At 35.6% G+C, this 11,750-nt stretch carries 22 protein-coding genes and 1 tRNA gene; 19 read left to right on the forward strand and 4 right to left on the reverse strand.

Annotated features, from left to right (window positions below):
* The 4 genes from HYY69_02930 to HYY69_02945 all read right to left on the reverse strand — a co-directional run.
* Positions 1-259 (reverse strand): phage antirepressor protein (locus HYY69_02930; protein ID MBI3032405.1); only part of this gene is annotated, 259 nt, incomplete at its 3' end.
* A complete protein-coding gene (locus tag HYY69_02935) occupies positions 256-591 on the reverse strand; it encodes a hypothetical protein (protein ID MBI3032406.1) in 336 nt (111 codons plus the stop codon). The genes HYY69_02930 and HYY69_02935, both read right to left, overlap by 4 nt.
* A 25-nt stretch (positions 592-616) precedes the next feature.
* Positions 617-1,600: a restriction endonuclease gene (locus tag HYY69_02940; protein MBI3032407.1), complete on the reverse strand. Its 984-nt coding sequence runs from the start codon at positions 1,598-1,600 to the stop codon at positions 617-619.
* 215 nt (positions 1,601-1,815) lie between these two features.
* Positions 1,816-1,933, reverse strand: a tRNA-Arg gene (locus HYY69_02945).
* A gap of 318 nt (positions 1,934-2,251) precedes the next feature.
* On the opposite strand from HYY69_02945, the gene HYY69_02950 reads away from it, so the two are divergent.
* From HYY69_02950 to HYY69_03040, 19 genes are read left to right on the forward strand one after another with little or no spacing between them, the layout of a single operon-like run.
* Positions 2,252-3,244 (forward strand): 50S ribosomal protein L3, encoded by a 993-nt coding sequence (locus HYY69_02950; GenBank protein ID MBI3032408.1) that lies wholly within the window; start codon positions 2,252-2,254, stop codon positions 3,242-3,244.
* Positions 3,245-3,246: 2 nt separating this feature from the next.
* Positions 3,247-4,053 (forward strand): 50S ribosomal protein L4, encoded by an 807-nt coding sequence (locus tag HYY69_02955; GenBank protein ID MBI3032409.1) that lies wholly within the window; start codon positions 3,247-3,249, stop codon positions 4,051-4,053.
* Positions 4,054-4,069: 16 nt separating this feature from the next.
* On the forward strand, positions 4,070-4,330 hold the full coding sequence (locus HYY69_02960) for a 50S ribosomal protein L23 (protein MBI3032410.1): 261 nt from the start codon (positions 4,070-4,072) through the stop codon (positions 4,328-4,330).
* A gap of 15 nt (positions 4,331-4,345) precedes the next feature.
* Complete coding sequence (locus tag HYY69_02965; GenBank protein ID MBI3032411.1) at positions 4,346-5,065, forward strand: 50S ribosomal protein L2; 720 nt, start codon at positions 4,346-4,348, stop codon at positions 5,063-5,065.
* Positions 5,066-5,110: 45 nt separating this feature from the next.
* The gene (locus tag HYY69_02970) at positions 5,111-5,494 is read left to right on the forward strand and encodes a 30S ribosomal protein S19 (protein ID MBI3032412.1); all 384 of its coding nucleotides are present in this window, start codon (positions 5,111-5,113) and stop codon (positions 5,492-5,494) included.
* 39 nt (positions 5,495-5,533) lie between these two features.
* The gene (rplV, locus tag HYY69_02975) at positions 5,534-6,013 is read left to right on the forward strand and encodes a 50S ribosomal protein L22 (protein ID MBI3032413.1); all 480 of its coding nucleotides are present in this window, start codon (positions 5,534-5,536) and stop codon (positions 6,011-6,013) included.
* Positions 6,010-6,792 (forward strand): 30S ribosomal protein S3, encoded by a 783-nt coding sequence (locus HYY69_02980; GenBank protein ID MBI3032414.1) that lies wholly within the window; start codon positions 6,010-6,012, stop codon positions 6,790-6,792. Before rplV ends, HYY69_02980 begins: the two co-directional genes overlap by 4 nt.
* Positions 6,782-6,982 carry a 50S ribosomal protein L29 gene (gene rpmC / locus HYY69_02985; GenBank protein MBI3032415.1) on the forward strand — a complete coding sequence of 67 codons (201 nt, stop codon included), beginning with the start codon at positions 6,782-6,784 and terminating at the stop codon, positions 6,980-6,982. Before HYY69_02980 ends, rpmC begins: the two co-directional genes overlap by 11 nt.
* Positions 6,979-7,287 (forward strand): translation initiation factor, encoded by a 309-nt coding sequence (locus HYY69_02990; GenBank protein ID MBI3032416.1) that lies wholly within the window; start codon positions 6,979-6,981, stop codon positions 7,285-7,287. Before rpmC ends, HYY69_02990 begins: the two co-directional genes overlap by 4 nt.
* Before the next feature lie 23 nt (positions 7,288-7,310).
* Positions 7,311-7,577: a ribonuclease P protein subunit gene (locus HYY69_02995; GenBank protein MBI3032417.1), complete on the forward strand. Its 267-nt coding sequence runs from the start codon at positions 7,311-7,313 to the stop codon at positions 7,575-7,577.
* 4 nt (positions 7,578-7,581) lie between these two features.
* Entirely contained in the window at positions 7,582-7,860 is a 279-nt protein-coding gene (rpsQ, locus tag HYY69_03000; GenBank protein MBI3032418.1) for a 30S ribosomal protein S17, read from the forward strand.
* Positions 7,861-7,862: 2 nt separating this feature from the next.
* Entirely contained in the window at positions 7,863-8,264 is a 402-nt protein-coding gene (locus HYY69_03005) for a 50S ribosomal protein L14 (GenBank protein ID MBI3032419.1), read from the forward strand.
* Positions 8,265-8,303: 39 nt separating this feature from the next.
* Entirely contained in the window at positions 8,304-8,714 is a 411-nt protein-coding gene (locus tag HYY69_03010) for a 50S ribosomal protein L24 (GenBank protein MBI3032420.1), read from the forward strand.
* Positions 8,715-9,410, forward strand: a complete 696-nt coding sequence (locus tag HYY69_03015) for a 30S ribosomal protein S4e (GenBank protein MBI3032421.1) — start codon at positions 8,715-8,717, stop codon at positions 9,408-9,410.
* A 27-nt stretch (positions 9,411-9,437) separates the two neighbouring features.
* The gene (locus HYY69_03020; protein MBI3032422.1) at positions 9,438-9,950 is read left to right on the forward strand and encodes a 50S ribosomal protein L5; all 513 of its coding nucleotides are present in this window, start codon (positions 9,438-9,440) and stop codon (positions 9,948-9,950) included.
* Positions 9,951-9,952: 2 nt separating this feature from the next.
* Positions 9,953-10,183, forward strand: a complete 231-nt coding sequence (locus tag HYY69_03025) for a 30S ribosomal protein S14 (GenBank protein ID MBI3032423.1) — start codon at positions 9,953-9,955, stop codon at positions 10,181-10,183.
* Between the two features lie 9 nt (positions 10,184-10,192).
* Positions 10,193-10,585, forward strand: a complete 393-nt coding sequence (locus HYY69_03030; protein MBI3032424.1) for a 30S ribosomal protein S8 — start codon at positions 10,193-10,195, stop codon at positions 10,583-10,585.
* Positions 10,586-10,599: 14 nt separating this feature from the next.
* Complete coding sequence (locus HYY69_03035; protein ID MBI3032425.1) at positions 10,600-11,136, forward strand: 50S ribosomal protein L6; 537 nt, start codon at positions 10,600-10,602, stop codon at positions 11,134-11,136.
* Between the two features lie 8 nt (positions 11,137-11,144).
* A complete protein-coding gene (locus tag HYY69_03040) occupies positions 11,145-11,747 on the forward strand; it encodes a hypothetical protein (protein ID MBI3032426.1) in 603 nt (200 codons plus the stop codon).
* Positions 11,748-11,750: the final 3 nt, after the last annotated feature.

Below are 11,750 nucleotides of genomic sequence, written 5' to 3' on the forward strand. Positions count from 1 at the left end.
CGTCTTTTGTATTACCTGCAAGAACTTGTCTATTTTTGCCAGTTTCAGTCAGCATTTCTACATGGGGACAATTTGTCCCTAGGTAACTTCCAAGCTCTTCATCTCTTTTACGCAGTTTTTTCAGATAATCAGTAGGATTAGCACTATCTGTTAAAGCTTGGACTATATCAACCAAAGAATAATGCCACTCATCTTTAAACCAACTTCTTCGTATTTTCTTACTTTGGAATACAACTAATGCTTTCCCTGAATCTGTCATTTTTCAGAAGCACCCCAACTAAATTTTAGTAATCCTAAATTTACTTCAAAACCGAACTTTCTTTTGAATTCAGGTTGATTTTCAATGATGTTGATTCCTTCCGGTAAGAGACGCATAACAAAAAATATCTGTGCACCATTAATATTTCCTAATCCTCCACCACCTTTAAGAATCCCCAAGTCATTAAGATAGTTATAAGCATGATTAACCCTAGTACCATCCCATTTAGTTGTATCTAAAACATCTTGAGTTCCAACACTGGTTAAATTCTTATTTATTAACTTATCATAAAAATAAAGTAATAGTTCTCCAGCGTCTTGTTGTATCCCCATTTCAAATAACCTCAAATTAACCGAATTATGTTGGCCAGTAAATTTTTGATAGTGGAATCAAAAGTTTTGTATCTACATCAAAATCATCATAATTTTGAACAATTAGTTTAACTAACCTGTCGGCATCAATTAAAGTTAATTGTTCATTCGTCCTATCAGCCTCATATTTTGCATCTTTTGAAAAACCACCAGTAGAGATGTAAAGACCTTTTCTCCCTCTGAGAACCGAGTTAAAGTTTCTTATTTCCTTTGCCCCCATCTGTCCGCTCCTATGCTTTACCTCTGCAATTATTCTTGGTTCTTCAAGCATCAGACCATCCTTAGAAGCTTCTATGTCTTTTCCCCTGTCAGCCCCTCTTTCAGTAATCAATGTTTTGTAACCCATTGCTCTCAATATTCCTGCCACTAATTTTTCCATATCTTCCCAATCTAAATCAAGAACTTTATCTTTTATCAATTCATGAGCCCTTGAAACCATATCTTCTTTAAGAGTCTCTTCATCGGTTTCTTCTTGAACTTCATCTTCTATTTCTCTTTTACCTTCAAGAACGGATATAATCTCTTTTTGGGCTACATCGTTAATTTCAAAGATTGTAGAAATTGCGCCTAATGTATTTCTTGTAGATGTTGAAAGTTTATCTCTGCTAACCTTCCCTAACCATTTAACCCGCCTAGCATGATGATACTCTCTTTGATTTGCAGCGTATTCATAATCGCCAGTCAATTCTCCTACTAGATATTCCCTGTTATTAGGATCGTAGGATAGAACATAGTCTCCTTTTTTAAATTCGAACAAGAATCTGCTGAATTGACCTGCGGAAACAATGTTCTGATGTTTCTTATTTTCTGAATATTTTTCTTGTATTAGTTGTTTTACTTCTTCTTTGTCCTTAATCTTTGAAGCATCCTTAATTCTATTCCATCCAATCGCAACATAGTTCTTTTTTTTGAAATCATCTATAAGATACGCACTTTCTCCTGCTCTTACCATCCACATATTTTTAGTCATAATGAACACCCCTATTTAATTGTTTTTCCATCATAATCTCAAACTGTCGGGGCACTATCCACCCTTTGTATGGAAAAAGATTTTAACAGCGATTAAGCGACTTCACTCGGTTGCACCTCGTTTCGCCCATATTTTTCGGAAATTTATAATTTTTAAGATAGTCCGAAAAACATCGTTTAATCGCATATGATTAACCAATTATCCAAAAATAAAGGCGGACCTGGCGAGATTCGAACTCGCGACCTACAGCTTAGAAGGCTCTAGCGAATAATAGTTACCTTATTCAGGTTGTACCTATTATTTGTCGCCCTATCCAGGCTAGGCTACAGGTCCATAAGTAGATAGATTGTTAATAGTGTTATTATATAAAGTTAACCTAGAGTCATTTACCACTTTTTCAGCACTACAAGAATCCATAACATTTATAAAGAACCCCTTGTCCTTCCCCATCAATACACATAAAAGATGTGTATGATGTATTATAACCATAATATAGTTAGATACAAAGCAAACAAGCCAAGCCTGAAAAGATGTTTTTCAGTACGGAGCTAAACTCCTTCTCAAAATAACATCATGAATAGGCGGATTATATAATATCCACATTCTTTGGGCTAGACTTGGTGCTCTTAAAATAATAAAAAGGCAAAACACATGGGTCAACCAAGAACTTCAAGACATGGAAGCATGCAATTTTGGCCAAGAAAACGAGCGAGAAGAATATATCCTCGTGTCAGAGCATGGCCTGAAAATAAAGATGCTAAACTATTAGGTTTTGCAGGTTATAAAGTAGGTATGACGCATGTTACGTATGTTGATAATAGGAAAACAGTAAAGAAAAAAGGTGAGGAGAGAACAACAGCAGTTACAGTCATTGAATGCCCTCCTTTAAAGATCGCATCAGTAAGATTCTACAAAAAAGCTTATCGTGATCAATTAAAATTATTAAAAGAAATTCCTAATAAAGTTGATAAAGATTTAGGAAGAAAATTAAAGCTTCCGAAAGAGCAAAAAGAACCAGTATTTGACGATATCAACCTGCAGAATGTTGATATGATTCGTGTCAAAGTATATACTCAGCCAAGGTTGAGTGGTTATGGAAAGAAAAGACCTGAAGTGTTTGAAGTTGGGCTAGGTGGCAGTAAAGAACAGCAGCTTGCTTATATTAAAGATCATCTTTCTAAAGAGATACCTGTTTCAGAAGTATTTAAGCCAGGGCAATTACTTGATTTCCATGGAGTTACTAAAGGAAAAGGATTGCAAGGGCCAGTAAAAAGATTCGGTGTTGCAATACGTTCACATAAAGCTGAGAAGACAAAACGAGGTCCAGGAAGTTTAGGCGCATGGCGTGGTCAGGCTCACATGATGTATCGTGTTGCGCATGCAGGTCAAATGGGATTCCATACGAGAACTGACATGAATAAATGGCTGGTTAAGATCTCTGATAAACCTGAAGAAATTAATCCTAAAGATGGATTTTTAAGCTATGGTCTAGTAAAAACCCAATATCTCCTCGTCAAAGGTTCAGTTTCTGGCGCAAGAAAAAGATTAGTGCGTTTTAACGCTGCAATAAGACCAGCAAGAAACGTTCCGTCAGAAGCGCCCACAATTATATACACCAGTCTTGAATCAAAACAAGGTAATTAAACATGAAAATTCCTGTAATGAGTATCGGAAAAACTGAAATAGGCAAAAAAGAGTTGCCAAAACAGTTTAGCGAGGAAATTAGGCCTGATGTTATTAAAAGGGCAGTAGAAGTATTGCAAGCAGGAAGACGACAACCGTATGGAGCTGACCCGCGAGCAGGTCAGAAGGTTTCTGCTAAAATCAGCAGAAGAAGAAGAGATTACAAAGGTTCATATGGTCATGGAATTTCTCGAGTGCCGCGAAAAATTATGAGTCATAGAGGTACACAGTTTAATTGGGTTGGTGCATTAGCTCCTGGGACCGTGGGGGGAAGAAGAGCTCATCCGCCAAAAGCAGAGAAAATTTGGGAAATTAAAATCAATAAAAAAGAAAACCGAAAAGCTATCAGAAGTGCGATGGCAGCAACTATGATTAAAGAATTAGTGACCCAGCGTGGCCATAAAGTCCCCGCAGTATATCCTTTTATCGTAGAGAATAAGATGGAAGATCTTGACAAAACAAAACAAGTGCAGGAAGTGCTTGAAAAACTTGGTCTTGAGTTCGAACTTGGAAGAACAAAACCAAGAAAAATTCGTGCAGGAAAAGGAAAATTAAGAGGAAGAAAATATAAAACAAAAAAAGGACCATTATTAGTAGTATCTCAACAATGCAAATTACTGAATGCAGCTGAAAACATAAGAGGAATAGATATTGTTCAAGTAAATAGTCTTAATGCTGAATTGTTAGCGCCTGGTTGTGAAATGGGCAGACTAACTATTTTCACGCAAGCTGCGATTGAAAGATTAGAAAAAGAAAATTTATTCATGTGAGATTGACCCTATGGAAATAGAAGAATACAGCATCGTTAAATATCCCGTAGCAACAGAAAAAGCTATTCGTCTGATGGAATCAGATAATAAATTAACCTTTATGGTAGAGAGAAAAGCAAGAAAGCAGGAAATCAAAAAAGCAGTAGAATCATTATTCAAAGTAAAAATTGTGAAAATAAATACCTGGACAACGCCAGGAGGAAAGAAAAAAGCAATAGTGAAGCTTTCTCCTGAATATCCAGCGATTGATACTGCAACACAATTAGGATTAATGTAAAAAAACTGATGGACTATGGGTAAACGAATTATAACACAAAGGCGAGGATCAGGTTCGGGTACTTATAGGGCTCATAGTTTTAACTTTAAAGGAGAAGCAAAACATTGCAAAGCAACACAACAGCCAGTCCAAGGCATTGTGCTTGATATTATCAGGTGCAGAGCGCATTCAGCGCCATTAGCAGAAGTCAGATATGATAATGGTGAGCGCGAGTTAATGATTGCGCATGAAGATCTCCAAGTTAATCAAAAGATCATAGCTAACACTCATGAAATAAAAGCTGGAAACATTGTCGCATTAAAAGATATTCCTGAAGGAACAAGTATTTATAATATTGAAGCAGCTCCAGGTGATGGCGGCAAATTTGTACGCGCATCAGGAACAACAGCTCGTGTTGTTACACAATCTAAAGATTATGTCACGGTTATTTTACCTTCAAAAAAAGAAAAAAATTTTCATGTTAACTGCCGTGCAACTATAGGAATTGTTGCAGGTTCAGGAAGAACTGAAAAGCCGTATTTAAAAGCAGGCACAAAGTTATTTAAAATGAGAAAGAAGAATCGTTTATATCCAAGAACAAGCGGTGGAGCAATGAACGCTGTTGACCACCCATTCGGAAATAAGAGAACTTCAAGAAAATCAAAAGCAAGACCAGCTCCTAAGAATGCTCCTCCGGGAAGAAACGTAGGTATGCTTCACCCAAGAAGAACCGGGAGAAAAACAAGCAGTCAATAACATAGAGAAAAAAGGAAAAAGATAAAAGCTAACAAAGGTTAAAAGATGGCGCAAAAAATATTCAAATACCGCGGAAAAACATTAGAAGAATTGCAAAAAATGTCATTGCAGGACTTTGCTAAATTGATTCCTGCGCGGCAGCGAAGATCATTACTGCGGGAAACAAGAGAAGAACATCACGCATTTATGCGTCATTTGCAGAAAAAAGGCAATAACACTAAAACACATTGCCGGGATATTGTTATAACGCCGATAATGGTGGGAAAAACAGTTCAGATACACCATGGAAAAGGCTTTGTCCCTATTGGAATTCAGCCTGAAATGATAGGGCATTTCCTCGGTGAATTTGCATTAACAAGAACAAGAGTTACCCATTCAGCTCCAGGTATCGGCGCTACGAAATCAAGCTCTAACTTATCAGTGAAATAAACGGGCAAAATAAAAAAATAAATGGATTAGGTCAAACATATGGCAGATCAACATTATGCATTCAAGGATTACAACAAAGAAACCATGGCGAGAGTATTAGGCAAATCACTACCCGTTTCAACAAAAGAGTCAGTATTAATTTGCAATGCCTTAAGATACAAGCCAGTAACTCGAGCTTTGGCATTGCTTCAGAATGTTATTGACAAAAAAGAAGCGATTCCCTATACCAGATTCAACCGCGACACTGCCCATCGTCCTGGTAAAATGGCTGCTGGTCGTTATCCAGAAAAAGCATGTGGTGAGATATTATCATTGATGAAATCAGCGGTTGCTAATGCGCAATTTAAAGGATTTAACACTGAACTATTAGAAGTAATCCATGTCTGCGCCCATAGAGCTTCACGCCCCTTCAGGTTTGGAAGGCAAAGCAGAAGACAAATGAAAAGAACGCATATTGAAATAGTCATTGCAGAAGGAGCTAAAAAGCAACTGCAAAAAAAGAAAGAGGCTAAATTATGATTGAGAAAAAAATACTTGCTGAAAAAATGAAGCGATTTGAAATTCAAGAATATGTCCGCCAAAATTTAAAGCGCGTAGGTTTAAGCGATACTAAATTACAGATGACACCTTTGGGTGAGAAAGTTATTATTTATGCTTCCCGTCCTGGTTTGATCGTTGGAAGAAAAGGGCAAAGCATCAAGAGATTAACCAATACCCTTAAAAAGAAATTTAATTTAGAAAATCCGCAAATTGAGATTAATGAAATTGAAAATCTTAACTTTGATGCTAACATTGTTGCTGAAAGAATTGCAAATTCATTGGAGAAATTTGGAAGCGCGCGATTCAAAGGCGTCGGGCATAAAGCTATGGAAGATGTCATGAATGCCGGCGCTCTTGGTATTGAGATATTAATCAGTGGAAAAGTACCAAGCAGCCGTGCAAAGCGCTGGCGATTTTACCAAGGGTTTTTAAAAAAATCAGGAGATGTTGCAGTAACGCAAGTAAAGACTGCTTATACGCAAGCGCAATTAAAAAGCGGCACCTTAGGTATTCAAGTAAGAATCATGCCGCCCGATGTTATATTGCCCGATAAAATAAAAATGAGAGAAAGCAGTGATGAAACTCAAGTTCAACAAGATGCAACTGCAAAAAAAGAAACAGGGGTCGAAGAAGGAAAAGAAGATCAAAAGAAAAAAAGGCGATCCCAGCAGCGAGCTAGAAAATCAAAAGCAAAAAAAGAGGCAGGAGCTGAAGAAGGAAAAGAAGAAGCTGTTAAAGAGGATACTCATGAAAATTAAAGAATTACAGTCATTGCCGGAGAAAGAGCGGGAAGAAAAACTAAAGGAAGTGTATAAAGAATTAATGAAAGAAAACACGCAGATTGCTACAGGAACTCAAATTAAAAATCCCGGCAAAGTAAAACAATTGAAAAAAACAATTGCCAGAATAAAAATGTTAGCTACACAAAAGAAGGTTGCAAAGCAATGAGTGAAATTTGTACAACATGTGGGTTGCCGAAAGAACTCTGTGTATGTGAAGTCATTGCAAAAGAAAGTCAAAAAATCAGTGTATATAATGTCAAGAAGAAGTTCGGCAAAGTATACACCGCGATTAGTGGTATCGATAAAAAAGAAATTGATATCAAAGAACTCACCAAGAAGCTCAAAGCAAAATTTGCCTGCGGAGGCACCTTTAAAGAAGGTATTATTGAACTCCAAGGCAACCATAAGCACCGCGTACGCGAAGTATTGGTTGAAATTGGATTTGCTGCAGAGTCAATTGAAATTAAGTAAACGTGAGTAACTATTATTAAACAATGGACAAAGAAAGCGAAAATATACTCAAAATTGAGTTCATAGGAAAAAAGGTAGTGGTCAATGATGCAATAAATAACTGCAACAAAAATTGCAAAGGCACCATCATTGATGAAACAAAAGAATTCATAATCATAAAAAACGAACAGGGAGTAAAAAAAATCAAGAAAAAAGGCGCAACATTTGTGCTGGAATTAAAAAACAAAAAAATAAGCATTAAAGGAGAATTAATAAACAAAAGACCCGAAGAAAGGATAAAAATAACGTGAGACCATGAACCAAAAAACAGATAAAAATAATCTTACCACAAGAGGACAAACATTCATTGGAAAAGTAGTAAGGATTAGTTTGCAAAAAAATGCTCATGTAGTATGGGAAAGAAGATTTTTTATTCCTAAATACGAACGATATGAAAAAAGAAGAACTAAAATAATTGCTCATATTCCTGACAACATAACTCATCTTAATGTTGGTGATGTTGTGGAAATAAAAGAAACAAGAAAAATAAGTAAAACTAAAAATTTCATTATAACAAAAGTGATGGGTAGATAACTATGCAAGCAATAAGCGCAAGAGTAACACGTGGATTAAATCATGGTGCTATGATTGAAACCTGTGATAACAGCGGAGCTAAAGTAATTATGCTTATTACAAGAAAAGGCAACAAGCCGTCAAAAGGAAAGCAGGCAAATGCAGGGGTTAGTGATTTAATTCGTGCAGCAGTTAAAAAAGGCAAGCCAGACATGAGAAAAAAAGTAGTGCTTGCCGTTGTCGTACGCCAGAAAAAAGAGTATAGGCGTCCTGATGGAACAAGGGTTAAATTTGAAGACAACGCTGCAGTCGTATTAAAAGACGATAAAGGCAACCCTCAAGGAACTATTTTCAAAGGCCCTATAGCAAAAGAAGCTTGCGAGCGATGGCCTGGTGTAGCTAAAATTGCAAGTATTATCATATAAAAAAACATATAAAAAAATTACAAAGACATGTGAGACACAATGGAAAAAGCATTTTCAACTGCATGGGTTGCAAGTACGCAGCCGCGAAAACAAAGAAAATATCGCTACAATGCGCCGCTGCATATTAAGCGTAAATTCCTTAATGCAAATCTTGCTGAAGAGTTAAGAAAAAAATATCATGTGCGGTCGTTACAAGTAAGAAAAGGTGACACCGTTAAAATAATGAGAGGCACTCATAAAGGAAAGAAAGGAAAAGTAGAACGAGTATCAGTAAAACAAACAAAAGTATATGTTGAAAATATTCATATGACTAGAAAAGATGGATCAAAATCATACTATCCGCTCCAGCCATCAAAATTGCAGATTACTGAGTTAAACACTGACGATAGGAGAAGATTTCCAAAGAGTAATGAGCAATCGCAAAAACAACAATCCAAGGTGAAGGTATAAATGGTAAAATCACACTTAAACAGAATCAATGCTCCGCGAACTTGGAGCATTAAGCGAAAAGAGAATGTATTTATTACAAGGCCTGATCCTTCAGGTCATACGTTAGAAGAATGCATGCCTTTAAACGTGATTATCAAAGAGTTTTTAGGATTAGCAAAAACAACCAAAGAAGTAAGAGATATTGTGTATAACAAAGAAGTGATGGTTGATGGAAAAAGAAGGAAAAGAATTGCGTATGGTGTCGGATTATTTGATATTGTTGAAATTCCTGAAATAAACAAGGCATATCGCATGCTTTTTAACAATAAAGGCAAGTTAGTGGTGCAGGAAATCGAAGCTAAAGAAAAGCACGTTAAGCCGAGAAAGATTATAAAGAAAACAACATTGAAAAAAGCCCGTATGCAGTTGAATTTTAATGATGGATGCAATATTATTGTTGATAAAGATAATTATAACGTTGGAGATGTTGCCATAATGAACATTAAAGAAAATAAAATTACTGATCATCTTACTTTTGAAAAAGGAAATTATGTATACTTCACTGGTGGAAAACAAATCGGAAAATATGGACGTATAGAAAAGGTAGAAAAAGAGATTATTGCATTCAAAACTGATGAAGGAATGTTATTGGAAACAGCAAAAGAATATGCATTTATTATTGGCAAAAATACGCCAGTAATTGCGATGGTTAAATAAAAAAATGAAAACTATATGATGATTATTATGGATAATAAGATGCGTCAAATAAAAATTGAAAAAATAACCTTGAACATTGGTGCAGGGAAAGACCAAACAAGATTAGAGAAAGGAGTAAAGCTCATTAAACATATCACTAATGTTGATCCCGTCAAAACAATCACTAAGAAAAGAATTCCTTCATGGGGGGTCAGGCCTGGCTTACCGATAGGTTGTAAATTAACCATAAGGGATACCTCAAATATCGAATTAATTAAGCGCTTTTTAAAAGCTAAAGCAAACAAATTAGTTCCGTCAAATTTTGATGAGAATGGAAGTATTGCATTTGGGATTCATGAGTATATCGATATCCCGCAGGTTGGTTATAATCCAGACGTTGGTCTTATGGGACTTCAAGTATGTATTACTTTAGAAAAAGCAGGATTCAGAATTAAACGAAGAAAATACCGGGCAAGGAAAATTCCGGCAAAGCAGCGAATTACAAAAGAAGCTGCAATAAAGTATATGCAGGAAACCTTTGGCATTACCGTGGAGGAATAAGCATGTCATATAGTAATTTCAATAAAGCATTCACCCAACTGAAAGCAAAGCCGGTGAAATTGAAGAAGTATATCAAGCATAATGCTCCTAAACAAAGAAAAACAGGAATTGCATTAAGAAGATGCAGAAGATGCGGTCGTATTAGCGGTCATATTAGAAAATACGGTTTGAATGTATGCAGGCAGTGTTTTAGGGAAATAGCAACAAAATTAGGATTTAAACAATACAACTAAGGTGTAACTATGGTAGTAAATGATCCATTAGCAAATACATATTCACAAATGTTAAACGCAGAAAAACGAGGAAAAGACAAATGTGTGATTAGGCCAGTTTCAAATTTTTTGAAGGAGAATATAAAAATATTGCAGGATAATAATTATATTGGTGAAGTAAAGGAAAGTGAGACAAGCAAAGGCAAGATTTTGGAAGTGGTCTTGAGAGGAAATATAAATAACTGCAATGTTATTAAGCCGCGTCATGCAGTAACAAAGGACAATTATGAAAAATTTGAAAAAAGATTTTTACCTGCTAAAGATTTTGGGATATTGTTAGTATCAACCTCAAAAGGACTTATGACGCATACTGATGCAAAGAAACATAACATAGGGGGAAAATTAATAGCTTATTGTTATTAAAAATATGATGAACTATGGCAAAAGAAAAAGTATATGATGAAGAAATAGAAATTCCCGAAAAAGTCAAAGTAATTTTAGCTCATGGAATAGTAAAAGTAACAGGTCCAAAAGGAGAGCTTGAGAAAAAACTGCTTCACCCTAAAATAAAAATGAGTATAGAAGGAAACAAAATAAAATTAACAACAAGTCGAAAAACAAAAACTGACAAAAGAATGATGTACACCTTCAATGCTCATCTTAAGAACCTTATCAAGGGTGTTGAAGAAGGATTTACCTGCAAACTAAAGATTTGCTCAGGTCATTTTCCTATGAATGTAAGCATTGGCGCTCATGAATTAGTCATTAAGAATTTTATTGGCGAAAAAGTTCCAAGAAAATTAAAATTAAGCCCAAAAGTAAAAGTTGCTGTTCAGGGCGATGACATCATCGTTGAAGGTATAGATCGTGAGCTTGTTGGGCAAACTGCAGGTTCAATAGAACAAATCACGAGAAGAAATAGTTTTGATAGAAGAATATTCCAGCAGGGAATTTACATTACAGAAAAACCTTAGGTGGCATTATGATTAAAGATATGCAAAGATTATTACAACTGAGAAGGCAAGCAAAAAAAAGAAAGCCTGCTTTTATGAGACAGGATGCTCATAAAAAAGTAAGGATAAAAAAAACATGGAAAAAACCTCATGGTTTGCAAAGTAAAATGCGTCTTCATGAAAAAGGTTATAATAGATGTGTTTCACCTGGTTTTAAATCACCAGCTCAAGTAAGATGCTTGACAAGACAAGGATTAACACAAGTGCAAGTAAGCAATCTGGATCAACTAAAAGCAATTGATCCTCAAACGCAAGCTGCAATGATCACAAAAACAGTTGGTATGAGAAATAGGACTGGCATGATTAAAGAAGCCTTGAGCAGAAAGATAACGATTATGAATTATAAACATCCTGAACAGTTCTTAAAAACTGCTGAAGATATATTAACGAAAAAAAAGGAAAAGAAAAAAAACCGGGAACAGGAAAAACAAAAAAAAGAAGCAGAAAAAGAAAAGAAAAAAGGCATTGAAAAGAAGGTAGATGAACCAACGATTACTGAAGAACAAAAAGAAGGAGAAAAAAAGGAAAAAGATAAAGTATTAACAAAAAAAGGTTCAGAAACATACGGGTAGATA

The sequence above is a fragment of the Candidatus Woesearchaeota archaeon genome (genome assembly GCA_016192995.1).
Classification (GTDB): domain Archaea; phylum Nanobdellota; class Nanobdellia; order Woesearchaeales; family DSVV01; genus JACPTB01.